This window comes from Chitinophaga sp. (assembly GCF_017745275.1).
GTDB lineage: Bacteria > Bacteroidota > Bacteroidia > Chitinophagales > Chitinophagaceae > Chitinophaga.
Genome location: NZ_JAGHZS010000003.1, coordinates 40,318 through 66,961, shown reverse-complemented (window position 1 = coordinate 66,961; position 26,644 = coordinate 40,318). Strand labels below are relative to the sequence as shown.

Genomic DNA, 26,644 nt, shown 5'->3' with positions numbered 1-26,644 from the left:
TCTCAATGGACATACCACACAATTACTTGTACATTTGAACATGCAACGATCACAAATTCCTTCTCATCGTATCCATGACGGCGTTACCGCCAATATCCCATTGCATCTGAAAGATGTGCTGGTATCGGGTATTAACGAGGAAGGCAAAATCATGACCCGCCAATATCCCCACCGGCATGATTACTATGAAATTATGCTGCTAAACGAAAGTGAAGGCATTCATTATATCGACTTCATCGCCTATCCCTTCAAGGGGCCCGCGGTATTTATATTATCACCCGAGCAGGTACATGAACTGGCGCGCAAAAGCGGTTCTCGTGGGTTTTCGCTGAAATTTAATGCCCCCTTTTTCAGCAGCGGCAACGACCCGGATAATCAACTCTACGCCCATTTTCTGTTCGATAACCTCCAGGCCTACCCGGTGATTGAGCTGCAACCCGAAGAATATGCCCGCCTGCAAACCCTGATGACGCTGGCCCTGCAGGAATATAACCTCGGCGCCAACGGAGCCGCAGACATCCTGTATTCTTATATCCGGGTAATACTCATGGAAATACTGCGCATCCGGAAACAACACCTGCAGGAAACGCATTTGCAGCAGGGTATAGCCCAAACACAATTGCTGACTTTCAAGAAGCTATTACACCAGCACTTTCAGGAAAAACATGCCGTACAGGATTACGCCGCGCTGTTGCATATCACGCCGCAGCAACTGAATGCAGTGGTACAAAAGCTCACCGGGAAAACCGCTGGCACGCTCATTAAAGAAAGGATACTCCTGGAAGCCAAACGCCTGCTATTTATGGACACGCTAAGTGTTAAAGAAATAGGCTACCAGCTTGGATTTGAGGATCCAGCCTATTTTAACCGCTTCTTCAAAAAAAATACAGGACTCGCTCCACAACAGTTCCGCGAGCAGGCACAGCAAGCGTAAGCGATTTTTTGTCTTGATCAGGATTAAACTGATTATCTATTTAAAAAAATTAGCGAAGGCCAATGCGGATATCCACATCAATCTTCGCTAATCTTCTAAAATCAAAAATATTATTGGAAAAAATCAGTTTAATCCTGGTCAAGACAAATTACCCGGCAATTAACTCTCCATCCCTGAACAATGGCAGCACATTGGCGCCATCCGGAGTGAGACAGTAGTGTATATCTTTTTCCAGCCCATACTTCGCTAAACGTTGGTAGTGGGAGGCTTGTTTCATAAAAGTATAGATATCGCCTTTGGCGCTTTCATACAGTGTTTCAGCGGCAATAGCAGAATCGCAGTTAACGTCGAAATGTGCTTTAATACGGCTTACCACGGCGCCGGCAAACAGGGTATCTTCCATGTTTACGCGGTCTTTCCAGGCAGCACAACCAAGGATAACATTTTTATTTTGTGAGATGAGGTACTCACAAACGGCACTAATATTCGGGAAAGAACCGGTAATGATCTGGATGGCATCTTTGGCCATATGCAACAGTTTCGTGCCATTGGTAGTGGTGAGTACCAATGTTTGATTTTCAACGAATTCACGGGGATATTCGAAGGGAGAGTTACCATGTACCAGGCCTTCCGCAATCTTACCATCGCGTTCTCCGGCGGTAATGCCGCCAATAGCGCGACCAATATTCACGCATTCTTCCACACTGGCTACCGGTATTACCCGGGATGCACCGTTATAAAGGGCGGTACAGATAGTAGAAGTGGCGCGCAGTACATCGATGATCACGACAATACTGTTTTTTACATCAAACAAATGTAATAAAGCCGGGGATAAACATACTTCCAGGCTGGGTTTGTTGCTTTCTGTCATTCAGTTACTTTTAACATTAATCAAGGATTACTCTCCACTTTTCACTTTCCGCATAATCCTTAATAGCATTATTACGCTCCTGCAGGAGTTTGGTCATATACTTACACAAATAAAACCGTTCAAATACCCGTCCGAACCAGCCGTAAGGCGTTCCGAAGTCCATGATATCAATCATGACGGTACCATTGCCGATTTCTTTAAAATGGTGTTCATGGTTCATGTGGGTAAAATCACCAGCTGTCATTTCATCGCTAAAAAACTCGTTCTGACGCATGGCCGTGATTTTGGTAGTCAGCTCCCTTACTTTTCCCAGATGCTTTGCCCTCCAGGTAACTGTTTCATTATAAGATATCAGTCCGTTGGTACGACCTTTTATCGCTTCCTCCTGTCGGTGCGACATACTTCGCTTGTGCAGCGTGATGCTCCGGCTCAGGTCAAAAACCCTGTCCAGCGGGGCATGGATGACGGTAGTCAAATGAATAGTAGGCATAGATATGGTAATAAAATATAAAAATTCCGGTGCACTGAAAACTTTCCAGGCACCGAAATTAACAACTTTAACCGGCTATTCATACTATTCCTAGCTCAGGAAAGGCACTTTTACCACTTTTGCTTTCAGGGCCTTGTCCCTTATAGCAATAAATATTTCTGAATCCTGTGCAGCAAAGGCAGTATTCACATAGCCGAGACCGATAGCCTTCTGCATAGAAGGAGACTGGGTTCCGGAAGTTACACGGCCAATGACGTTACCCGCTGCATCTTTAATTTCGTAGTCGTGACGGGGAATGCCTTTATCTACCATTTCAAAACCTACCAGCTTCTTGCTAACGCCTTCCGCTTTCTGTTTTGCGAATATTTCACTGGAAGTAAATGGTTTAGTGAATTTGGTGATCCAGCCTAAACCTGCTTCCATTGGGGAAGTAGTGTCGTCGATATCGTTACCATACAGGCAGAAACCCATTTCCAGGCGGAGGGTGTCACGGGCGCCCAAGCCAATAGGCTTCAGGCCTTTAGGACCACCGATGGCGAAGATAGCGTCCCAGATTTTGTCTGCAGCACCGTCTGTATCTTCAAAATAAATTTCGATACCACCTGCACCGGTGTAGCCAGTAGCGCTGATTACCACGTTAGGTACACCTGCAAATTCGCCTTTAGCGAAGGTGTAGTACTTCATGTTCACCAGGTCTACTTCTGTGAGCGGTTGCAGGATACTGGTGGCGTTAGGTCCCTGGATAGCCAGCAGACAGGTTTTGTCGGAAATGTTATGCATTTCCACGTTGTTGGTGTTGAATTGACTGATCCAGTTCCAGTCTTTTTCAATGTTGCTGGCATTTACTACCAGCATATATACTTTATTTTCTTCAATGCAATATACCAGCAGGTCATCTACAATACCGCCTTCTTTGTTAGGCAGGCAGCTGTACTGCGCTTTTCCGGCAGTAAGTTTGGAAGCGTCGTTGCTGGTCACGCGTTGGATCAGGTCCAGCGCATGTTCGCCTTTTAAAATAAATTCGCCCATGTGGCTTACGTCGAATACGCCGGCGTTTGTACGCACCGCCTGGTGCTCATCGTTAATACCAGTGTAGGAAATAGGCATGTTGTAACCCGCAAAGGCGGCCATCTTGGCGCCCAGCGCAATGTGTTTCTCAGTAAACGGCGTGTTTTTCATTACTTTGTTTTTAAAACGGGGCAAAAATAGCGATTTGGGAATTACCAACGGTCAACGGTTTCCGGCGAATGACTCTTTTAAGACGAAAGGTTTATATTATAAATAGTTGAAATACAATACAATCGTCAAAAAGAACTTCTGCCAATTGCGTTATCACCCGGCTGTAATTCGTAATTTTGCCGCAACACCCAAACAGATTGCTGTGAAAAAGATAACCTGGCTGTTACCACTGGTGGTTGTAACCATATACGTGCACGCGCAGAAAAGAGAGGACCGAAAAACCATAGGTAACCTACAATTGCACATTAACTCCCTGAGCAGCGACAAGCTGAATGGCCGCAGTACGGGAGCTCCCGGTGAACAACTGGCTGCCACCTACATTGCCTCGCAACTCCAGCAAATCGGCTTAACCCCCATGGGAGATGATGGCTTCCTGCAAACTTTTACTGTAAAAGAAACCCGGGAACCAGCTGCCACCTGCCATATGACACTCAATGAAGATAAACTTCCTGCAGGCAAACAATTTCTCCCGCTACCCTTCAGTGCCGAGAAAACCGTGAAAGGAGAGGTGATGCCCGGCGTGAATGAACCCGATAATATCTGGTTTATCAATATCACCGATATAGATACCGATAGCCACAAAACCATGCTGCAACAGTATCTGGAGCAAACAAAGATTGCCGAAAAGTCTGGTGCCACCGGTGTTATCTTTTATAATGGGAAAGAATCTGTTGCAGAAGTGACCAAATGGTTAGAGCAACACCCCGCCGCCACCGGCATCCCAGCCGTTTGGGTGAGCAACGATATCAGCAAAAAACTTAGTTCAGAAGATGCCGGCAGCTTCCAGGTAAACCTGCAGGTGGCATTCAAAGCCATCAAGCGCAGCGGCACCAACGTGATCGGCTATATTAATAACAAAGCACCCAGAACCATCGTGATCGGTGCACACTACGATTATCCAGGTTGGGAAACCACAGCCCAGGCGGAAGATAACGCCAGCGGCACCGCCGCCCTGTTGGAAATAGCCCGCATATTGAATGGCTCCCGTCTTCATAACAATAATTATGTAATTGTTGCTTTCTCCGGTAAAGAACAGGGATTATTTGGCTCTAAATATTTTGCTTCCCATAGTACAGTTAACCTTTCCCAGGTGAACTACATGATTAATATGGACGGTATTGGGCAACTCAATCCCGGCACACCCCTGCAGATTGGTGGGGCAGGTACCTCTCCCGGATGGGCAGCTATTTTGCAGCAAGCTGCCAGCAAAGATCTACCACTGGTATATGATTCTACCGGCATCAACAACTCTGATCATGCATCTTTCTATCAGAAAAATATACCCGTTCTTTATTTCTCTACCAGCACCGCTTCCAGTGATAGCAAAATCAATTATGAAGGCACCCTGAACGTGCTGAAACTGGTGTACAATATCATCGATAAAACAAACGATAAAGATAAGCTTGCATTCAGCAGTATCCCCTGATTCCGATCCACTCAAAATTTGAAAGTTACATATAGGTGCGAAATGTATATTTTCGCATAATTACGTCATTCAAAAAATTTCAATTTATCCCTTTAAATGGAAGAGAAACTGGCGCTTATATACCGGTATTTCCAACTGTTGGAGAGTTTCTCCACAGACCCCGTTGAGTTTGCCAGGGTTTTTCATCCGAATATCATTCAGACTGAATATCCAAATCAGCTCTCGAATGAAATCAAACAACGCAATTTTGAGATCATGCTGGAAAGCATGGCCACCAATAAAATCATTCTAAAATCCCAACACTTCAGCGTGCTGAAAGTTGTGGAATCCGGCAATACTCTTGTGGTAGAAGCCAAATGGACCGGGGAAATAGGCGTAGACGCCGGACAATTTCGCCGCGGCCAGATCATGAAAGCATTTATTTGCACCATCATAGAATTCCGCGATGGCAAAATTTATCGCCAACGCAACTATGATTGCTACGAACATTAAAGTTTTGAACGCATGAATAAAATATTATCACTCCTCACCATCGCCATCGGATTATTTGCGTGTAACCCTACCCGTAATGACGGACAAACCTCCGATAAATCCGCCTATGATGTGATCAGCGAGAAATCCTATGTATACCGCGAATTCAAACCCGCGTCCAGCCCGTTAAATGACTCAGTACTGCAACTGAGGCAACAACTCACCGATTACCTGGATCGCCACGACTTTAAAAGACATATGGCCGGGAAAGACAGCCTCCTGTTCCACCGCGCCAATGGCCAGGAAGTGATCATAGAACTGCCCACCCCGCAGGATATATGGGAACAAAGCACTATTATCGTTTTTGATCCGCAGAAAAATCCTTTGTTCGTAAATTTACACAAGGACTCTACACAGTTAGATCATTACATTAAGTAAAATAACCAGATAATCTTGCCGATTAAACAAAACATCAAACTCACCGTAGACGCGGTGGTATTTGGATATATTCCCAAAGAAGGCATTGTGGTGCTGCTCATTAAGCGTACCATACAACCTTTCCTGCACAGCTGGGCGCTACCCGGCGGCTTTGTGCTGGATGAAGAATCCCTCGAAGAAGCCGTTACCCGGGAACTGCTCACCGAAGCCGGAGTAAACATCAACTACCTGGAACAGCTATATACTTTCGGCTTACCCGGTCGCGACCCCCGAGGCAGAATCGTTTCCGTCGCCTATTTTGGCCTGGTAAACCCTACCAACTTCCAGTTAGCAGCCAGCTCGGACGCCGAAGACGCCAAATGGTTCAACATCAAAGACCTTCCCACACTGGCCTTTGATCATGCCGCCATTATTGATGTAGCGGTACAACGCCTGCGTAATAAAATCCGTTACGAACCTATAGGCTTTGAACTGCTCGCCAAGAAATTTCCCATCGCAGACCTGGAAAAGCTCTACGAAACCTTGCTGGACCGGCCTATAGACCGACGGAATTTTCAAAAGAAAATTAATCACCTCGGAATATTGATAGCGCATAATGAAAAGCAGAAACAGGTATCGCAGGGGAGACCCGCGAATTTGTTCAGCTTTGATGAGGAGCGGTATTTTAAGTTGAAGAAAGAAGGAATGGCGTTTGAGATATAATTTTTTGTATAAACGATATTTCAGAAGAGGCCGTGATGGCCTCTTTTTTTGTGATGTCTATTCCCTCATTTCTAAAAATGACTTGATATATAAGGTCAATTAAAATAAAATATATGCCTTCCTTTGTAGCCAACCATCTTTGTTAAACCGTAATTTTTTTGTCATGCAAGAAAACAAACTAATTCCCTTCGCAGCCTCTTTGAAGGCTTTAATAGCAGTGGTATAAAATTCCGTGAAAAAGTATGTGAAGAATGCGGCTGGAGCGAGTCTACCTTTATCCAAAATAAGAGGCATTAATATTTTGTGTAAATTTTACAATAAATATTTTGCCATTTCAATTTACCTCCATACATTTGTGTAACAATGACACAAAATAGCTCGGATATGCAAAACACAAAGCCCACAGGAGTTATTATCGCTCGCTTCCAAACACCTTCACTACATGAAGGTCATATGACCCTCATTAGACAGGTGAAACAAAAGCATAACCGCGTACTGATCATACTTGGCGTGAGCCCCGTAAGAGGTAGCCGCAAAAACCCGCTCGATTATTACACCCGCGAGCGCATGATCAAACAACAGTTTCCTGAAATCATTGTATTACCACTGAGCGATCAGAAAAGCGACGCCGTATGGTCTCAGAAACTGGATGAACTGCTACACAACAACTTCCCACACGAAACCTTTTTGTTGTACGGCAGCCGCGATAGCTTCATGGACACCTACACCGGTAAATACACCACCGAAGCACTGCCCCCGGTAAAAGACTACAACGCTACCGCCATGCGGGAAGCCTTATCCGACAAGGTATTTGACACAGAAGAGTTTCGCGCCGGTATCATATACAACACCTATAACCTGTTTCCATCCGTATATGCTACTGTAGATATTGCGCTGTTCCGTAACAATAAACAGGAATTGTTGTTAGGTCGTAAGCCTAACGAAAACGCATGGAGATTGCCTGGCGGTTTTTCCGACCCAACAGACGATGATTTCGAGATGGCTGCTGCCAGAGAGTTACAGGAAGAATGTGGCCCACTGTCAATAGGCGCTATGGAATACGTCGCCTCCATGCGGGTAGACGACTGGCGCTATCGCTCCGAAGTGAACAAAATTATTACCACCCTGTTCAGTACTAACCTGGTAGCCGGTACACCCGCTGCCGGCGATGATCTGGCCGAAGTAAAATGGGTAACGGTAAAGGATATACCGAATTTAATTGCCCGCGGAGAAATTGTTGATACACATCTCCCTTTACTCGCCAAACTGAATGAAAAATATTCTTACCAAGACTAAAATATTAAGTTATGACAACCGAAAACCTCCTCCTCCTCGCCGACGCTTACAAATACTCTCACCATAAACTATATGTCCCCGGCACCCAATACATCTACTCTTACCTTGAAAGCCGGGGCGGCAAATTTGACGAAACCGTTTTCTATGGCCTGCAATACTTTCTGAAACAATATTTAGCCGGCGAAGTATTCACCAAAGAAAAACTGGACGAAGCCGAAGTCCTGCTCACAGAGGTTTTTGGCCGCACAGATGTATTCGACCGCAGCCGCTTCGAATACATCATCGATAAACACGGTGGCAAACTCCCCATCCGCATTAAAGCAGTACCCGAAGGTACGGTAGTGCCTGTACGAAATGTACTGATGACCATCGAAAACACCGACCCTGAATGCTTCTGGCTTACCAACTTCCTCGAAACCCTGCTCATGCAGGTTTGGTACCCTTGCACCGTAGCCTCTGTATCCAGGGAAATTAAAAAAATAGTAAAGAAATATTACGAAGAAACCGCCAGCGGCGACGCTTTCGCAGGCATCGACTTTGTCCTCAACGACTTCGGTTTCCGCGGCGCCAGCTCCGTAGAAAGCGCCGGCATAGGCGGCAGCGCTCACCTGGTAAGCTTCGCAGGAAGTGACACCATTCCCGGATCTGTATTTGCTAAAAGATACTACCAGGCAACTACCGCACCCGGACTGTCTATCCCCGCTACTGAACACTCTGTAGTAACCCTCTTAGGCGAAGCTGGCGAACTGGAAATATTCAAACACATACTGGATACCTATCCTACCGGTACCATCGCCTGTGTATCCGACTCCTACAACATTTTCCGGGCCTGTGAAGAATATTGGGGAACTGAGTTAAAAGAACAGATATTAAAAAGAGATGGTACCCTTGTTATCCGCCCCGACAGCGGCGATCCGGTACAAACCCTGCTGAAGATCTTTGATATCCTGATGAATAAATTTGGTTTCACCACCAATGAAAAAGGCTTCAAAGTATTACCACCACAGGTAAGAGTGATACAAGGCGACGGCATCAGCTATTCCTCTATCCCTGGTATCTTCGAAGCCCTCAAACAGGCCGGCATCAGTGCCGAAAACCTGGTGCTGGGTATGGGCGGCGCCTTACTCCAACGCGTTAACCGCGACACACAAGAATTTGCACTTAAATGCGCCTATGCGGTGGTAAATGGCGAACCGGTGAACGTGCAAAAAATGCCTGTAGAACTGGATGCCAGCGGTAACCTCCGCACTTCTTTCAAAAAATCAAAAGCCGGTAAATTAAAACTGGTACGCGATAACAACACCTTCAAAACCGTAGCCACCTCCGAAGCAGGCGATGACCTGTTACAAACCGTATTCGAAAACGGCGAAGTAGTCAGGCAGTATACTTTCGATGAAGTACGCCACACCGCCGCTTTATAAAAATATCCTTATTTCTTCCACCACGTTTTCCTCAACAGCAGCCGTTTCACACAGAAACGGCTGTTTTATTTCTCTTTTCTTTAACGCCTTCACCGCTGCAACAATTCATGGCATTCATTATCTTCATAGCATGTATTTACTCATACCCGGCCGCCATCACCTGCTAACTGATTTCCAGTTCAAATATCTTAACCGCCTGATCAAATGCAAACTTACAGGCGAAATTGACGTATATGGTAACCCGTTACCCACACAGGAAATAGACGGAATTATCTTCGCTGTTACCTCTGCCAACCACCTGGGTACCAAGCGAAACCCGGTGCCATTCTACCTCCGCGCCATGGCTATCCAGGAATTTTCCAACTCCCTGGACGTACCCGCGTTTGTATACGGCATCGATGATGTGGGCGTGATCAACGACTTCACCGATTATACCATTAAAACCATACGACATTCCAGTGAAGGCATACATTCACTCAAGCCCGAAAACACCCTGGTGATCTGCTCTACTGCCGTGAAAGAAATGTATCTCCGCAAAGGATACACCGTATTACCGGCAGAGTGGGATCCCGTCAGTCAACAGCTTACACAACCCATGCCCTGGGATATCGTGAAACTGGTGGCACAATCCAACGACTGGCGAAAAGACAAAACCATCCTGGATCAAATGCACCCGGCCTCGTTTAAAATCTGGTCGCTGTATGGAGTAGGAGAGAAGGTGCAGCAGATCCTGAAAGATCCCATCATTGGCGCTGATGGCGACCTCACCGCTACCCGCGACTACGCTGTATACGTAAAGCAAATGGACGATATCGCCGCACAGAAATACCGCGAAACCGCACCATATATCCAACCCGGGGAAATTGGCGACATCGGCTGTGCTGCCGGTTCCTGGATCAAAATAGCCAGTGAAGATGATCGCCTCCATGAATGCGATTTCTTCGGCATCGAAGTATCCCGGCATTTATACGATATCTGCCTGCAAAGAAAACATAACGGAGAATTTGCCAACCCGTCTGTTTTCTTTTCGCAGAAAAATGCCGTTACCAGCCTGGTATTTGAAGCAGGCAGTATGAATACCATTCATACATCATCACTCACACATGAAATTGAATCTTACGGCAGCAGGGAAGACTTGCTGGCGTTTATCCGTAACCGATATAATGAACTGGTACCCGGCGGCGTGTGGATTAACAGAGATGTAGTAGGACCAGAAAATAAAGATGAAATCATTTTATTGTGGCTCAACGACACTGATGGGGAAAATAATCTCCCGATGCCGGAAAATGCCACCACCCATGAGCTGGCCACCTGGCTCGGAAAGCTGTCTACCATGGCGTTATTCAGGCAATTCGCCAAAGATTTCCGCCACCACGAAGGTTTCCAACTGCCGTATGAATGGGTAACTATTGCCGGCAAAACCTACGCACAGCTATCCATGCAAAATGCCTGCGAATTCCTGTTCAAAAAGGATTATCACGATAACTGGCTGAGTGAAATGCATGAAACATTTTGCTTCTGGAATTATAGCGACTGGAAATCCGCGCTGGAAGAAGCCGGACTTAGACTAGATCATTTATCGAACACCTGGAGAAATGAGTGGATCGTAAAAAACAGGTTGGAAGGAAAGGTACAACTGATGCGCCCGTGCAATAATGATGTACCCTTGCCCATTCCTTTTCCTGTATCACATATGCTGCTGCTCGCGAGAAAATAATGTTGATAAAAACCATCATTATGATACCCCTGTTCTGCAGCGTAGTGGCTATATATTGACAGCTTTGCTGTTGATTACCCTCACGCTAACAAAAAATTTCCTTAAAATAAGTTGAAGCGGCTCCGCAACAGGAGCCGGCTTCCGCTTATTCTTAACTTACAACCCTAAAGTCTTCAACGAAACTATTTCCAGTCTGTCATCCAGTAATTGCGGTATCAGCAATTCTTTCTTCTTTGTATCCAATGCGATATCTGCAGGAGAACGCTTAATTTCCTGTTTGGTATATTTATTATTCTTTAAATCATACACATATAAATTCCCTTTTACCGGGTCTTTAATAGTAATCCAGTCAGATACCAGCAAATGGTGGCCATCCAGAACAATACCATCAAAAAGACCTACAGGCGAATTTTTCAGCTCCTCAAAAGCAGCATTGTCATCATGCAGTTTCTTTGAAAACAATTTACCGGTGCCATCAAAGTCGGGGCCCATACTGCATACATACACAATATCTGTAGCAGCATCATATACCACCCCATTAGGCACTACGATATCTCCCTTTAACTTTATCCATGAAGCGGTAACTGTATTTACCTGCAACACATGATTTTTAAAGGAATCGCTGATGACGAGTGTACTATCATCTACCTTTGTTAAATCGTTTAACATCAACGCTTTCCCTTCCAGGTTTAGATCAAATACTTTTTTGCGTGATTTGATATTGTAGCCTTTCAGATGATCAATATCTGCTACATACAATACATCGCCTATGATCTCCAATCCTTTAGGGGCATTCAAAACGTCATCAAAATATTTTAATGTTTCCAGCTTGCCGGCACTATTAATATAGGAGATAGCGCCATCTCCGTCTTTACCAACCGGGTCCAGCTTTGAACCAATTTCTGACACAAAATAGCCATCATTATAAGCGACCACACTTTCCGGCTTTTCCAGGCCAGCTGTAGTTTTCTGCGCCTGTGTAATAAAAGGAACTGCTAATAAAGATAAAATGGGGAAATACTTTCTCATAAGGATTATTTATGACGCAAAAGTAATATGCCCCCGTGAACTCCACCATGTGAAAACGAAAGAATTACTTGTTAATATCAAAGAAAAAAGAAAGCCGGAGTATGATTACTCCGGCCATTACCTAAACCTACAACTGTTACACTGTTAGTAACATATCTTTAATTCACATGAATTTCATTTAAAGGAACTTCCTCGTAAGAAGCCACCATGCGCTGCCTGATATAACGCTTGGTAGACAACTTGCCAATACCAAACTTCGCCATCACCTTATCCACTATCATATATACCACCGGTACCACGATGAGTGTCAGGAACATGGAGCTAATCAAACCTCCGATGATAGCCCAGGCCAGACCATTTTTAATGGCGCCTACACCACCGGTTGCCAACGCAATAGGCAACATACCAATCACCATGGCGATAGTGGTCATCAGGATAGGGCGCAAACGCGCATTGTTCGCATGGATCAATGCCTGATAAGTGCTCTGTCCTTCTTCTTTCATCTGGTTGGTAAAGTCCACCAGGATGATCGCATTCTTCGCCACCAGACCAATCAACATGATAATACCCAGGATGGTAAAGATGTTCAGCGTATTGTTAGTCAGCGCCAATGCCAGCAACGCACCGATGATAGCCAATGGGATGGAGAACAATACCACAAATGGATAGATGTAGTTATCGTACAGCGCCACCATGATCAGGTACACCAGTACAATAGAAATCAGCAACGCCGCACCTAATGTACCGAAGGAATCGCCCTGGTTCTCTGCATCTCCCCCAAACAGGTAACTAATACCCGTTGGTTTACCCATCTTAGCCAGCTTCGCCTGGAACTCCTGCGTTACTGTACCGGAAGGACGTCCCATTACCTGCGCCTGCACAGATACAGACGTATTTTTATCCCTTCTTTCCAGGTGGCTTGGGCCAGAGCCTTCTGTTACAGCAGCAAACTGCGACAATTTAATCAGCTGCCCTTTATCATTGATGAACTGTATATTAGATACATCGTCCAGGTTCTTTCTGCTGAAATCATCGAAACGAATGTTGATATCATATTCATAATCGCCCTGACGGAACTTCACCTTGGAATCATCTGCCGTACCACTAAAAGCAGTTTGCATAGTTCCACCTACCGCATCCAATGTCAGTCCCAGCGCCGCCATTTTATCACGATCTACCTGTACGTTGATTTCCGGGTTACCATCTTCTACAGACAGTTTTACTTCCGTAGCGCCGCTGATGGTTTTAAGGGTATCCATTGCTCTCTTAGCGTAATTCATTACACTATCCAGCTCGGTACCCATTACGATTAATTCTACCGGCGCTCTTTCCGCGGTACCCATGATGCTTACCGCTGTAGTTTTCACTTTAACTCCCGGTAAGATGTTTTTCAATTCCTTCTTGATCTTAGCCGCATAAATATCTGATGCATCCGCGCGTTTCTCCGGATCTACCAGCATAACCGTAATCTCTGATTTATAAGCGGTAGATTGCGAATTACCAAAACCATCTTCACTGGTTTGACCAACAGTTGTAATCAAACGGGTGATTTCCGGCTTTTTGTTAAGATACTTCTCCGCTGTCCTGGTAGCCAGGTTGGTTTGATCTACAGACGCATCCTTCGGCATTTCCAGCATCACAATAAATTGTCCACGGTCACCTTTCGGAATAAACTCTCCTCCGATATATCCTTTACCTAACAGCATGAAAGACGCAAACAACAAGCCTATAGCCACTATCAGGGTAATGGCTTTATGTGCCAGCGCCCAGCGCAGAATACCTGTCATCCAGCTTGTAAACTTCGACAACTGTGCTTCAAACCAAAGAATAAATTTCTCAAACCAGTTTTTACCCGTGATATGTTCCAGTTTACCAAAACGGGAAGAGAGCAGCGGCACAATCATAAAGGATGAGAGCAAGCTCAACATCGTAGAAATCATTACCACCACGCAGAACTCACGCAAAATTTTGGATACCAGCTCGTTGGTTAATGATATAGGAAGAAATACCACCACAATTACCAGGGTAATGGAAGTAACAGTAAAGCCTATTTCCTTTACCCCATCGAATGCCGCACGTACTCTGTTTTTCCCCATCTCCATATGGCGATAGATATTCTCCAGCACCACAATGGCATCATCCACGAGGATACCAACCACCAGTGATAAGCCGAGTAAAGACATGAGGTTGAGGGAGAATCCCATCAGCTTCATACCAATAAAAGTAGCAATCAGGGAAGCCGGAATGGAGATCATTACGAAAATGGCGCTACGTACACTATGTAAGAACAACAGCATTACCACCGCCACCAGTGCTACCGCCAGGATGAGGTCATGTATTACGGAGTCGGCTGATTCCAGTGTAAAGTCGGAAGAATCGTTGGCCACCAGTATCTTCAGATCGTTGACTGCATAGTCTTTTTCTATCTGCGCGATCGTTTTCTTCATTTCCTCGCTCACGGTCACCGCATTTGCGTCTGTTTGTTTTTGCACCTGCAGTGCAATAGCGCTTACACCGTCTACACGGGCAATACGATCTGCATCTTTTTGGGCATCCTGTACATCGGCTACATCAGTAAGACGAACCTGCGTGCCATTCTCTGTTGTTTTCAACACCAGGTTGCGGAGCTGATCTACATTTTTATACTTACCCGCCAAACGGATCAGGATCTGTTCATTGGCGGTTTTTACCTTCCCGGTAGGGAAGTCCAGGTTGGCATTTGTAATCAGCTGACGCACCTGCAGAATAGATAAATTAAACGCCTGCAGTTTCTTAGGATCTATATTCACCTGTATTTCTCGCTCCTGGCCACCAATCAATGATACCTGCGCCACACCCGGCAACCGGGATAATAATGGCTGCAGCTTTTTATCTACCAGGTCATAAAATTGCTTGTCGTCCATTTTAGCGGTGGCAGACAAAGTCATGATAGGCAAGTCATCCAATGAAAATTTGTTGAGGGAAGGCGGCTTCGCATCACCTGGCAAATCAGCCAGGATAGCGTTCACCTTACGTTGTGCATCCTGTAATGCGATATCCACATCGGCATCATTATTCAGCTCAACGGTAATAACAGAAAGGCTTTCGGAAGATTTGGAAGTAATCTTCTTAATCTTTTCCATGGACGCAATGGCGTCTTCAATCTTTTTGGTTACACTGCTTTCCACCTCATTAGGAGAAGCTCCCGGGTAGATGGTAGCAATGGTAACGATAGGGGAGCTGAACTTGGGCAACAGCTCGTAGTTCAGCGATTTATAACTCATCACGCCCAGCAGGGTGAGGATGGTAAATACCACCACCACAATGGTAGGCCGCTTAATCGATACTTCGGTAATCTTCATGTTGCAAAAATTTGGTCAAACACCAGATACGTTTCCTTACTTACTTCGCAGCGTTTTGTACGGCTACTGTAGCGCCTTCTGTCAGGTTGATCTGACCGCTGGTAATTACGGTATCACCTTCGTTCAGGCCTTCCCGTACTTCTACCTGGTCGCCGATAATACGACCAGCTACTACTTTACGTTTCCTGGCTACATTACCTTCCATGATATATATTTCATTGCTGTTTACACCACCAATAAATGCGGTACGGGCAATGAAGATGGTTTTATCTGCATTCGGATCTACGAAGTGGGCGGTGCCATACATGCCTGCTTTCAGGTCTTTACCGGCAACGTTATTCACTTCCATTTCTACCGGGTAGTTCAGGGAGTTATCGCCTTTGGCTGCAATGAAAGTGATGGTACCTTCATATTTAGTTTCCGGGAAAACGTTGCTGGTCACTTCTACTTTCTGACCTTTCTTCAGGGTCACTACCTGGCCTTCCGGTACAGATACAGCGAGTTTCAGGCGGGATACATCCACGATATCAAACATTTTAGTACCTACAGAAAGGTAGGCGCCTAGTTCAATGTATTTTTTATTGATGATACCGGAGATAGGTGCCTTCACATAAGTATCGCTAACGCGGCGACTGGCGGCCTCGTAGCGGGTTTTGGCCACGTCGTATTGCAGGCGTGCATCATCCATTTGTTTTTGCGTAACACCACCGGTTTGGAAGGCGCTTTCGTATCTTTCTTTATCTACTTTCAGCTGGTTAAGGTTAGCTTTTGCAGACTCGAGGTCGGTGTTTACAATTTGTGCATCCACGTAGGCTATAGGCTGTCCCTGTCTTACTACACTACCTTCGTCTACCAGTAATTTGGTAATACGGCCGGCAGTTTCAGCGAGGTAAGCCAGTTCACGCACCGGTGCAAAGTTACCGTTGGCCAGGAAGCCATTTGAAAAATCGTTGCGGGTTACTTTTTGCACCAGCACCGGGATATCGCCGATATTGCTTTGTTTTACGAATTCTGTTTTGGCCTCATTTGCCTTTTTGTTAGCATTGAGTTTCCACATGATCAGTACCACTGCACCTATTGTCACTACACCCCAGATTATAAACTTTTTCATCTGCAAATAGTTTATCGTTGTTTTCGTTTATACGTTTAGTTTAGGAGATCTTTCAAAGATCCTTTGCTCTTAATAATTTCCAGCTCCGCCAGTTTATACTGCAGCAGGGCTTCGTTATAGCTGTTTTGCGCATCTGCCAGGGAAGTTTCTGCATTGAGCAGATCCGTTAAACCCGCCAGGCCGAGTTTATAGTTATTCTGGGTAGAATAATATACTTCGTTGGCCAGGTCCATGTTTTCCTTTTGGGTGGTGATGGTAGATAAATTACTACGCACCATCAGCTTGGCATTTTCGTAATCCGTGTTGAGCGTTTGTTCGGTATCCTCTATTTGCTTGCTCAGTTGACGCAGCGTTACATTTTGCTGGTTTACTTTGGAGCGGCGGCCAAAACCATCGAAGATGGGCACTTTCAGCGATATACCGATAGCGGCAGCACCAAACCAGCTGGTAGAGTTAGAAGGATCTTTGGAGAAAGCGAATTGCTGACTCATCCCGTTGTAAGAATATCTTCCGAATAAAGACAGGGAAGGATAGTACTCTGCCAGGTAAGCTTTCTTCTGAAACAGTTGCAGTTCTTCCTGTTTCTTCAATAATTTATATTCTGTTCTGTTGGCGATATTCATATCATCATATTGCAATACACCGGCAGCAGTAGTTTCAATTTCTTTCAATGATGCTGCAGGCAGCAGGAAGCTGGATTGCAAAGGCATGCCCATTACCTTTTTCAGGTTATTGGTTTGCATCGCATATTGATTCAGCAACTGTGTGCGCTGGGTCAGGTAGTTGGTGAGATTCACCTTGATACGATCGAGGTCAATCTTTTTAGCCAACCCATTATCGAACTGTGATTTGGTAGCGCTTACCAGTTGAGTGAGCTTCTCGATATTACTGTTGATGGTCACAATTTTTTCCTGTGTTACCATCAGCTGGTAATACAGCTGAGATACGCCATAGATCACGTTTTCTTCAGACTGCACAGTTTGTATTTTATAATATTCTTCTCCCGCTTTCGCTGCTTTCAGACCGGTAAATACGGACTGGTTAAAAATCTGCTGGCTCAATTCTGCGCCCACGGTAGCATTGTATTTTACGCCAAATGCCACGAGTATGGAACTATCTGGTTTACCAAATACAGCACCGGGAATGAGTGATTTTTGCAGCATCAGGTTATCTGTGTAAGATGCGTTACCATTCAGCTGAGGCAAGGCCTGGGAGCGGACTTCCTGGGTTTTGAATTTACCCATTTCCTCGTCCATTTTTGTCCGGGCTAATTGTTTGTTGTTGTTCAGTGCAAACTTCAGCGCTTCCTGTAAGGTGAGCTGCGTTTGGGCATAACCATTATACACCCCTATCCCCATTAGGAGGACAAGCGTTAACTTTAATCGCTTCATAAATTAAATCAGTTAGCGTAGTCGTTTATTCGTCTTCTTTTATATGCAGGTACTGGTTAGCCAGCTTATGTCCTTTGATGGTGGCAATGCCCAGTATAAAATGGGCGGTTACCTGTTCCATTACCGCGTGCAGGTCAAACTGATCTGCGGGGTATTGCACCGGATCAAATGCGGCTTCCAGTTGTAGCTGGCGCATACGTGCTACAATATCAATGTGGAGGTTTTGACGATATAGGCCTTCCGTCGTACCTCGTTTTAGATTGTCTTTGATATTACATAGTATTGTATCTCCCTTAAAACTCTCAATACTCTTCCAGGTGTCCGGATGGTACTTCTGGATTTCATACAACATCACCGGGTTAAGGGTTTTGGCTATGCTGGTAACATATTTCATGTTACGCACCATTTCTTCAATTGCATCAGCTGTGGTTTGCAGTGATGCGGTAAAATAATTAATATGATTAGTTAACAACTGCTGCATCCCTTCATCTATCAACGCCTGTTTGTCTACAAAATGCTCGTATACTGTCTTCTTCGAGATACCGCAATCACGGGCAATGTCGAACATCGTCACACCTTTCACTCCATAGGTCCTGAACATTTTCAGCGCCGTTTCCAGTATCCGTTCTCTCACCACCATGATTTCCGTTATTATGCTTTTAGTCCTTTAATGAAGATCTCCAGCAGTTGTTTTTGTTTTTCTATGATGGCATCCATCATTTCATCATCCAGGTCCATGTCTTCGCGGATATGATCAGGTACAGAAAAGCGCAGGCCCATGGTAGCTTGTACCAGTAATTCGGCGATTAGCGCAGGATCTGTTGCATTAAATTCTCCGGAAGCAATACCTGCTTTAATGATGTCCGTATGGATATTAAATTCTCTTTGTTTGGCTTTCTTTTTTTCCGCCAGGAAGAAGGTGGTATTATCTTGTATAATTTGGAATAATTCGAGGCGACAGAATTTACTGATAAATTCTTTTCGCAGATCGATAATATTATATAATGCCTGCGCAGCCGACTTCAATTCTGCTGCCTCTTTTTCCATTGCCTGGAAATAGGCTTCCGCAATTTTTAGCAGTACGGCTGTATGCAGGGCTTTTTTGTCCGGGAAGTAGTAATACAGCGATGCTTTGGAGCAGTGAAGATCATCTGCTATTTCGTTCATCGTTGTTTTCGAAGCGCCATAGTGAGTAAAACGCTTCAGAGCCGCGTCCAGGATTTTATCCCGCATTTCATCTTTAGCTTCTGTTTGCATTAACTTTTTGACTTTTTTAGTTTCAAGGTCAAAATTAGGAAGTTTTTCGGAAATAGTAACGAAAGTTGACCATTTAACAGGTTTTTAACTTTTCGACGAAAAAAGTCAAAGGGAAGAAAAAGAGCAGAAAGCATAAAGCGGAAAGCAAAAAGCTATTGAAGCGATTGAAAGAAGCGAATAAGTAATTTAAATACTCGCTTCTTTCAATCGCTTCAATAGCTTTTTGCTTTCCGCTTTATGCTTTCTGCTCTTTATTTTTAGGCCAACTTTTCCAGTGCCGCCTGCAGTTTTTCGAACATTGCCGGGATCTCTTCTTTTACGCAAGTACCAACGCTGAGGCGGTACCACGGAGAATTTTTAGCAGATCCGAAGGCATAGAACGGTACCAGGGCCAGCTTCGCTTCATTCAGGATGTAAGAAGTAACAGCAGCCTGATCAGCGAGGACAGTACCTTCAGCAGTTTTCTTACCTACGAGGTCAAACTTAACGGTCAGGTAAATAGCAGCCTGTGGTGCAATAGCTTCTACCTGGTGGCCGGCATTTTTCAGCTTATCGAAGCCCTGGTATATTTTTACCAGTCTTTCTTCGATTTCACCTTTAAAGTGTTTCAGGTAAGTATTTACATTCTCTTTCTGTACCAGGTAGCGGGCAGCTGCTTTTTGTTCTGCCATTGGGCTCCAGGCACCTACGTGAGAGAGAATAGATTTCATTTTACCGATTACATGTGCGGGTCCTAAAGCCCAACCCACTCTTACGCCGGTAGCGGCGAAGGCTTTACTCATACCATCAATGAACACAGTATAGTCTTTCATTTCAGGACGGAGAGAAACCGGGTTGTAGTGGTGAGTTTCACCGAAGGTGAGTACCCAGTACATCTGGTCGAACAGCACGTAGAGTGGCTTTTCGTCGGCACCCCTGCTTTTATTTTCTGCGATCACGAGGTCGCAGATTTCTTCCAGTTGTTGTTTGCCAAAGGCAGTACCGGTAGGGTTTTGCGGAGAGCAAAGCGCCAGGAGGTTAGCTCCTTTCAGCAGTGGCTTCAGTTCAGCCGCGGTAGGCATGAAGAAGTTTTCCGGTTTGGTTTCCAACACTACGTGTTCTGCTTCCAGGAAGTGGGTGTAGTGGTTATTGTTCCAGGAAGGAGTAGCATACACTACTTTTTCACCACGGTCCAGGATAGTTCTGAACGTAGCATAAATGATAGGACGACCACCGCAGGAAATCACGATTTCCTTGGCTGGATCGTAGGAGAGACCTTCACGCTCAGCTATAAAATCACCTACTGCCTGTCTTAACTCCGCGATACCATCAGCAGGAGGGTAGTTAGTGAGGTGCTCCTTATAGGCTGTTATGATTTCCTGTTCAAATTCAACCGGGATGGGAAATACCTTCGGGTCAAAATCGCCTATGGTGAAATTGTAAATCTTCTCACCCTTGGCCTGTTTCTCCTTTATTTCAGCTGCTAACTTAATGATTTCGGATCCAATCAGTGTTTCGGCTAAATGAGACAGTTTCATAACCTGCTTTTTTTGTTGGTTTGGAATAATTTTTTTTAGCGCGGCAAAAGTAACCGATTTGAAGATAATTTAAAAGAATCGGGGAATTCTTTTCACATTATTCAATAATCAAGACGAGATATTATGTCTTATCTAAACAAAATCCATTTTTTCTGTCTTTTTGTTTAGTATTATATTAAAAACAAATGTTTGGAGGCTCACAAATCGTTGTGTAAAACCGCGTTATCTTAGTGTATAAGATGTGATGAAATTAGGGAGAATGACAAAACTTTCTATCTTTGTTTACAGTACATTTGACCTTTTATGCAAGGTAACATGTGAATCAGGCCACCTGCCTTAATGGTTACCCAAGAACAAAAAATGATAAGCAAACTTATATAACTCATGAAATTTATTGTTTCTTCCTCTACTTTATTAAAACAATTACAACAGATCAGCGGGGTTATCAATTCCAACACAGTATTGCCTATACTGGAGGATTTCCTATTCCTGATTGACAAAAACGAACTGACTGTAGTTGCTACTGACCTGGAAACTGTTATGCGGGTGAAGCTGGAGGTGGAAGCCAAGGAAAGCGGTCGTATCTGTATCCCGGCAAAAATCCTGATGGATTCTCTCAAAAATCTGCCTGACCAGCCCCTCACTTTCCACATTGACCTTAATTCCTACGCGGTAGAAATTACTTCAGACAATGGTAAGTACAAGGTAATGGGCGAAAATCCGGAAAACTTCCCGAAAGAACCTGCTGCTGACGACACCACGTCTTTTACCATGTCTGCCACAGGCCTGGTAACCGCTATCAATAAAACCCTGTTTGCAGTGAGCAACGATGATCTGCGCCCTGCGATGACCGGCGTATTCTTCGAAATCGCTCCAGGCAGCCTTACTTTCGTAGCCACCGATGCACATCGCCTGGTGAAATATGTAAGAACAGACGTTACCTCTCCACAGGCAGACAGCTTCATCGTACCTAAAAAGCCGCTGAACCTGCTGAAATCTGCCCTGCCGGATAACGAAACACCAATTAAAATCGCTTATAGCCAGAACCACTTCTTCGTGCAGCACGAAGGCGCCCAGATGATCTGCCGCCTCATTGACGCCCGTTTCCCTGACTATAAGGTGGTTATACCAAAAGATAATCCTTACCGCCTCACCGTGGTAAAAAGCGACTTCCAGAATGCGTTAAAACGTGTAGGCGTGTTCGCTAATAAGAGCACCAACCAGGTAGCCCTCAGCATCACCGGCAGCGAATTACAACTCTCTGCACAGGATGTGGATTTCTCTTTCGAAGGTAATGAGCGCATGAGCTGCCAGTACACCGGTGATGATATGCAAATTGCTTTTAATGCGAAATTCCTCATCGAAATGTTGAACGCAGCAGAAGGCGATGAAATCTCTATCGACCTCGCTACCGCCACCAAAGCAGGTATTCTCCGTCCTTCTGAAAAAGAAGAAAACGAAGATCTGCTGATGCTGGTAATGCCACTGATGCTGAATAACTAAAGATTAAGCTAAAAGCATAAAGCTGAAAGCAAAAAGCTATAAAAGCGAATGACCTAAGCGGATGAGTAATGAAAATACCCGCTTAGGTCATTCGCTTTTATAGCTTTTTGCTTTCAGCTTTATGCTTTTAGCTTTAAAGTAATATATAATACGATACTCCCCAGGAGCTTGCTATTTTCTTTATCCATGGCTCAAAAGAGCCTTTTATTATTCCCTAAATAGTTGTAATTTTTCATTGGAATCAGGGGGAGAAACTCACCCGCCAGGTTCAGGACCGTAACGCAGAGATAATAACAGTAACGCATATATGTGCTGTGTATTATATTACAATATCACTTCCCCGTATCCTCCGTATAGATTTTGTTGGCCTGGTCAGGAAAACCAATAAAGCGAAGTATTAGTACAACTATATATAATTACCTTTTATGGTAAGCTTTTTTGAACATATTCCATCTGTTTACCGTACGGCTATTTTAGTGGGAGGACTCCTGTTATTATGGATACTGGAAGGCATGGTACCAAGATTCCGCTTTGGCGGCAATCGCTATAAACACGCGGGTACTAACCTGTTCTTTACCCTTACCACCGTAATCGTAAACACAGGGCTGGCTTTTCTTATTGTTAAAGCCTCACAATGGACCAGCACCAACCGGTTTGGGCTCCTATACCTGGTACAGCTTCCGCTGTGGTTACATGCAGTACTGGCCATAATGTTGCTGGACTTTTTCGCCGCATGGCTCATTCACTGGGTACAACATAAAACTGCATGGATGTGGCAATTCCATAAAATACATCATATAGATACAGAGATAGACGCTACCACTGCCCTCAGGCACCATCCGGTGGAAAGCCTGTTCCGGATCATCGCGCTCTTTGCGTCCATCCTTATACTGGGTGTTCCCTTCTGGATGATCATGTTGTATCAAAGCCTGTCGGTCGTGTTTTCACAGTTCAGCCACGCCAATATCCACCTGCCGCAATGGCTGGATAATGCACTCAGCTGGATCATTGTATCACCCGACATGCACAAGGTACACCACAGCCATTACCAACCTCAAACAGACGCCAATTATGCCAATATATTTTCTATATGGGACCGGATCTTCGGCACCTTCGTGAAAGTGCCCGATACCCTTTCCATTCGTTATGGTTTAGATGAATACCAGGATCCCCGTTACCAGGGAATAGGCCCCCTGTTAAAAGTGCCCTGGGAAACTACCGGAGTGGCAGCAGAAAAAGTAAGCAGTCAACATCACAACCTATAAGCAAATTTTTATCCTTCACCTGTTTTTAAAACTCGAATACATATGCAACAACACTCAACAGCTCTGACTAAAACAGCCTGCGTATCAGCGCTCATTATTGGTGTATTATCGGCCGCATTCGCCTTCACCACCAAAACGCCCAGCTATGCCGTTACCGCCGGTTCCGTAGCGATCGTATTAGGTCTTATCTCTTTATTTATCGGAAGAAAAAATATCGACGATATGCAACTCGCCGCCGCAGGTATATTCATGGCAGTAGTAGCCTGCCTCGTAGGATTATGGCAACTGTATAACTGATTTAGTTCCGTTTATGGTATTTTTCCACATAGCCCTCAGCGGCCTTTACAGGAAATAATACCAGCGAAGTATCTGACAGTTCTTTAATAATAGTCGTATCCACAATAGTGGACGTGTCTTTTACACCTTCGGAATGATTCCATAATAACAAGGTGTCGTGCGTCAACCTCCATTTCTCGTATACCAGTGTATACATGTTAATGGACCTGGCAGTTCCGTTCTTTCTTAGTTGAAAACCCTGCATTTCCTTATCCAGGCCTGCTACAGGCTGAATCCACATCCCTATGAGCTTAGCTGCATCCACATGCAGCGTATCCGCAACAGCAGCGATGCTGTCAGTAATGCCGGCATTACTGCTGTCTGCGATACTAACCAGGCTGCTATCATTATACAACTCCTCCTTATTCTCTTCCTTATGTTTTCCTCCATTACACGCCACAGCTAATATCAATAAACACACTAAATTGATTCTTACCATGCTTTAAAATTACGAATTACAAATTACGAATTACGGATTTGTGAGAAGATAAAAGCAAATGATCTCCTCACAAATCCGTAATTCGTAATTTGTAATTCGCAATTTCTAAAAAATTGCCTTACTTTTACGTCCACACTTTAGGGGTGTTTATCCACCTTACCGGCGGATAAACTGAGATGATACCCTCAGTACCTGAAGCAGTTCGGACTGCCGTAGGGAAAAGTAACTGAACCTTTCTCATCTTCCACATCCTTAAAGTTTATTGTTTCACCTTAATTCCAATTCAACATGGAAGTGCATGTAAACAATAAACTTTATGCGGTGCAGCCAGGAACAACCATTGCTGCACTCTTACAGTTTATTCAACTCTCTGCTCAAAAAGGCATCGCAGTTGCCGTTAACAACCAGGTAATACCCAAAATTCATTGGGAAAACCAATCGTTGTCAGCTGCAGATAATATTACTATTATCCGGGCCACACAAGGCGGCTAATCTCCGTTGATTAAATTTCGTATATCCCTTTCCGTAGTACCCTATTACGGAACGGACATTTCTATCTGTAAAAATCCAGACATCATGCAACAACAGCCTGCGACAATCAGTCGCACACCCTTTCCTGCATCAGAAAAAATCTATGTAGACGGCCATATCCATCCCATAAAGGTAGCGATGCGCAAAATAACGTTGACAGATACACGTATCGACGGTGGAAACGGTGCATCTACACCTAACGCACCTGTAGTGGTATACGATACCAGTGGCGCATTCTCTGACCCCAATATACCCATAGACGTTAGCACCGGTATTCCCCGCATTCGTGAAGAATGGATTCACGCCAGAAAGGATGTAGAACAACTGCCGCAGTACACCAGTCCTTTTGTGAGAAGCCTCATGCAGGAAGGTGGGAAGATGCCACTGATGAGCCTTACCCATAAACCACTACGCGCTAAATCCGGGCAAAATGTTACTCAACTCCATTATGCACAGCAAGGTATTATTACACCTGAAATGGAATATATCGCTATCCGCGAAAATCAATGCGCAGATAAATTATATGAAGAAAATAACGCCCTCTGGCATCAACACAAAGGCCATAGCTTCGGTGCCAACACACCCGTAAAGTACATTACCCCTGAATTTGTAAGGCAGGAAATTGCTGCCGGCAGAGCTATTATCCCTTCTAATATCAATCACCCGGAAAGTGAACCCATGATCATCGGCCGCAATTTCCTGGTGAAAATTAACGCCAACATCGGTAACTCCGCCGTGAGCTCCAGTATTGAAGAAGAAGTAGAAAAATCCGTATGGGCCTGCCGCTGGGGCGCCGATACCATCATGGATCTGAGCACCGGCAAAAATATCCACGAAACAAGAGAATGGATTATCCGGAACTCACCCGTACCCATTGGCACCGTTCCCATTTACCAGGCTCTCGAAAAAGTGAATGGAAAAGCTGCCGATCTTACCTGGGAAATTTTCCGCGACACCCTGATTGAACAAGCAGAACAAGGCGTAGATTACTTTACCATTCACGCAGGTGTTTTATTAAGATATATACCGCTTACCGCCAAACGTGTCACCGGTATTGTTTCCCGTGGTGGCTCTATTATGGCTAAATGGTGCCTGGCACATCACAAAGAAAACTTCCTGTATACGCACTTTGAAGAAATCTGCGAAATCATGAAAGCCTATGATGTAGCATTTTCTTTGGGAGATGGATTACGCCCCGGTAGCATCGCCGATGCAAATGATGCCGCGCAGTTTGCAGAATTAGAAACCCTTGGTGAGCTGACTAAAATAGCCTGGAAACACCAGGTACAGGTGATGATCGAAGGACCCGGACACGTACCGATGCATCTCATCAAAGCTAACATGGAAAAGCAACTCGAACATTGCCATGAAGCACCATTTTATACATTAGGACCCCTAACCACTGATATTGCACCCGGATACGATCACATTACTTCCGGCATCGGTGCCGCTATGATAGGCTGGTTTGGCTGCGCCATGCTTTGCTACGTTACGCCTAAAGAACACCTGGGTTTACCTAATAAAGAAGATGTTCGGCAAGGTGTGATCACTTATAAAATTGCTGCTCATGCCGCCGACCTCGCCAAAGGCCATCCGGGCGCTCAACACCGCGACAACGCACTCAGCAAAGCCCGGTTTGAATTCCGCTGGGAAGACCAGTTCAATTTAGCATTGGATCCTGAAACTGCCCGGTCGTACCACGATGAAACGCTCCCTGCAGAAGGAGCTAAAATAGCGCACTTCTGCTCTATGTGCGGACCTAATTTCTGCTCAATGAAAATTACCCAGGAAGTAAGGGCTTTTGCAGCAGAACAGGGCATGGAAGCGGAGCTAGCTGTAGATGCAGGTTTGAAAGAAAAAGCTGCCGCCTTTGCCGCACAGGGTGGAGAAATTTATTTATAACTACATTCAAAAAAACA

At 44.8% G+C, this 26,644-nt stretch carries 24 protein-coding genes and 1 riboswitch; of the genes, 13 read left to right on the top strand and 11 right to left on the bottom strand.

Going from position 1 to position 26,644, the window contains the following annotated elements:
• Positions 1–40: 40 nt before the first annotated feature.
• The gene (locus J7623_RS09790; protein WP_291919692.1) at positions 41–934 is read left to right on the top strand and encodes a helix-turn-helix domain-containing protein; all 894 of its coding nucleotides are present in this window, start codon (positions 41–43) and stop codon (positions 932–934) included.
• 148 nt (positions 935–1,082) lie between these two features.
• On the opposite strand, the gene J7623_RS09785 is transcribed toward J7623_RS09790, so the two are convergent.
• From J7623_RS09785 to gcvT, 3 genes are all read right to left on the bottom strand, one after another.
• Positions 1,083–1,805, bottom strand: a complete 723-nt coding sequence (locus J7623_RS09785) for a 2-phosphosulfolactate phosphatase (protein ID WP_291919690.1) — start codon at positions 1,803–1,805, stop codon at positions 1,083–1,085.
• 16 nt (positions 1,806–1,821) lie between these two features.
• Positions 1,822–2,295, bottom strand: coding sequence for an SRPBCC family protein (locus J7623_RS09780; protein ID WP_291919689.1), 474 nt, complete (start codon positions 2,293–2,295; stop codon positions 1,822–1,824).
• A gap of 90 nt (positions 2,296–2,385) precedes the next feature.
• Entirely contained in the window at positions 2,386–3,474 is a 1,089-nt protein-coding gene (gene gcvT, locus J7623_RS09775; RefSeq protein ID WP_291919687.1) for a glycine cleavage system aminomethyltransferase GcvT, read from the bottom strand.
• Positions 3,475–3,676: 202 nt separating this feature from the next.
• On the opposite strand from gcvT, the gene J7623_RS09770 reads away from it, so the two are divergent.
• From J7623_RS09770 to J7623_RS09740, 7 genes are all read left to right on the top strand, one after another.
• The gene (locus tag J7623_RS09770) at positions 3,677–4,960 is read left to right on the top strand and encodes a M28 family peptidase (RefSeq protein ID WP_291919685.1); all 1,284 of its coding nucleotides are present in this window, start codon (positions 3,677–3,679) and stop codon (positions 4,958–4,960) included.
• Positions 4,961–5,056: 96 nt separating this feature from the next.
• Positions 5,057–5,452: a nuclear transport factor 2 family protein gene (locus tag J7623_RS09765; RefSeq protein WP_291919683.1), complete on the top strand. Its 396-nt coding sequence runs from the start codon at positions 5,057–5,059 to the stop codon at positions 5,450–5,452.
• A gap of 12 nt (positions 5,453–5,464) precedes the next feature.
• Positions 5,465–5,869, top strand: a complete 405-nt coding sequence (locus tag J7623_RS09760) for a hypothetical protein (protein WP_291919682.1) — start codon at positions 5,465–5,467, stop codon at positions 5,867–5,869.
• Between the two features lie 15 nt (positions 5,870–5,884).
• On the top strand, positions 5,885–6,571 hold the full coding sequence (locus tag J7623_RS09755) for an NUDIX domain-containing protein (RefSeq protein WP_291919680.1): 687 nt from the start codon (positions 5,885–5,887) through the stop codon (positions 6,569–6,571).
• A 363-nt stretch (positions 6,572–6,934) separates the two neighbouring features.
• The gene (locus J7623_RS09750; RefSeq protein WP_366838688.1) at positions 6,935–7,867 is read left to right on the top strand and encodes an NUDIX domain-containing protein; all 933 of its coding nucleotides are present in this window, start codon (positions 6,935–6,937) and stop codon (positions 7,865–7,867) included.
• Positions 7,868–7,878: 11 nt separating this feature from the next.
• A complete protein-coding gene (locus J7623_RS09745; protein WP_291919677.1) occupies positions 7,879–9,288 on the top strand; it encodes a nicotinate phosphoribosyltransferase in 1,410 nt (469 codons plus the stop codon).
• A gap of 130 nt (positions 9,289–9,418) precedes the next feature.
• Entirely contained in the window at positions 9,419–11,005 is a 1,587-nt protein-coding gene (locus J7623_RS09740; protein ID WP_291919675.1) for a transferase, read from the top strand.
• 156 nt (positions 11,006–11,161) lie between these two features.
• Here the strand turns inward: J7623_RS09740 and J7623_RS09735 are convergent, their stop codons facing one another.
• The 7 genes from J7623_RS09735 to J7623_RS09705 form a co-directional block, all read right to left on the bottom strand.
• The gene (locus tag J7623_RS09735) at positions 11,162–12,034 is read right to left on the bottom strand and encodes a hypothetical protein (protein ID WP_291919673.1); all 873 of its coding nucleotides are present in this window, start codon (positions 12,032–12,034) and stop codon (positions 11,162–11,164) included.
• A 158-nt stretch (positions 12,035–12,192) separates the two neighbouring features.
• On the bottom strand, positions 12,193–15,375 hold the full coding sequence (locus J7623_RS09730; protein WP_291919672.1) for an efflux RND transporter permease subunit: 3,183 nt from the start codon (positions 15,373–15,375) through the stop codon (positions 12,193–12,195).
• 40 nt (positions 15,376–15,415) lie between these two features.
• On the bottom strand, positions 15,416–16,486 hold the full coding sequence (locus J7623_RS09725; protein ID WP_291919671.1) for an efflux RND transporter periplasmic adaptor subunit: 1,071 nt from the start codon (positions 16,484–16,486) through the stop codon (positions 15,416–15,418).
• A gap of 35 nt (positions 16,487–16,521) precedes the next feature.
• Positions 16,522–17,877, bottom strand: a complete 1,356-nt coding sequence (locus J7623_RS09720; protein WP_291919670.1) for a TolC family protein — start codon at positions 17,875–17,877, stop codon at positions 16,522–16,524.
• 25 nt (positions 17,878–17,902) lie between these two features.
• On the bottom strand, positions 17,903–18,517 hold the full coding sequence (locus J7623_RS09715; RefSeq protein WP_291919669.1) for a TetR/AcrR family transcriptional regulator: 615 nt from the start codon (positions 18,515–18,517) through the stop codon (positions 17,903–17,905).
• 11 nt (positions 18,518–18,528) lie between these two features.
• Positions 18,529–19,134: a TetR/AcrR family transcriptional regulator gene (locus J7623_RS09710; RefSeq protein ID WP_291919667.1), complete on the bottom strand. Its 606-nt coding sequence runs from the start codon at positions 19,132–19,134 to the stop codon at positions 18,529–18,531.
• Positions 19,135–19,391: 257 nt separating this feature from the next.
• Positions 19,392–20,651, bottom strand: a complete 1,260-nt coding sequence (locus tag J7623_RS09705) for a pyridoxal phosphate-dependent aminotransferase (protein WP_291919666.1) — start codon at positions 20,649–20,651, stop codon at positions 19,392–19,394.
• Positions 20,652–21,035: 384 nt separating this feature from the next.
• Here J7623_RS09705 and dnaN point away from each other — a divergent pair, with 384 nt between their 5' ends.
• From dnaN to J7623_RS09690, 3 genes are all read left to right on the top strand, one after another.
• On the top strand, positions 21,036–22,154 hold the full coding sequence (gene dnaN, locus J7623_RS09700) for a DNA polymerase III subunit beta (RefSeq protein ID WP_291919663.1): 1,119 nt from the start codon (positions 21,036–21,038) through the stop codon (positions 22,152–22,154).
• Positions 22,155–22,579: 425 nt separating this feature from the next.
• Entirely contained in the window at positions 22,580–23,419 is an 840-nt protein-coding gene (locus tag J7623_RS09695) for a sterol desaturase family protein (protein ID WP_291919662.1), read from the top strand.
• A gap of 42 nt (positions 23,420–23,461) precedes the next feature.
• Positions 23,462–23,716, top strand: a complete 255-nt coding sequence (locus J7623_RS09690) for a hypothetical protein (RefSeq protein ID WP_291919659.1) — start codon at positions 23,462–23,464, stop codon at positions 23,714–23,716.
• 1 nt (position 23,717) lies between these two features.
• Here J7623_RS09690 and J7623_RS09685 read toward each other — a convergent pair whose 3' ends face one another.
• Positions 23,718–24,194, bottom strand: coding sequence for a lipocalin family protein (locus J7623_RS09685; protein ID WP_291919658.1), 477 nt, complete (start codon positions 24,192–24,194; stop codon positions 23,718–23,720).
• A 129-nt stretch (positions 24,195–24,323) separates the two neighbouring features.
• Positions 24,324–24,430, top strand: a riboswitch (TPP riboswitch).
• A gap of 52 nt (positions 24,431–24,482) precedes the next feature.
• Here J7623_RS09685 and thiS point away from each other — a divergent pair.
• Positions 24,483–24,686, top strand: coding sequence for a sulfur carrier protein ThiS (thiS, locus tag J7623_RS09680; RefSeq protein WP_291919657.1), 204 nt, complete (start codon positions 24,483–24,485; stop codon positions 24,684–24,686).
• 84 nt (positions 24,687–24,770) lie between these two features.
• Positions 24,771–26,627, top strand: a complete 1,857-nt coding sequence (gene thiC, locus J7623_RS09675; RefSeq protein WP_291919655.1) for a phosphomethylpyrimidine synthase ThiC — start codon at positions 24,771–24,773, stop codon at positions 26,625–26,627.
• The last annotated feature ends 17 nt before the right edge of the window (positions 26,628–26,644 follow it).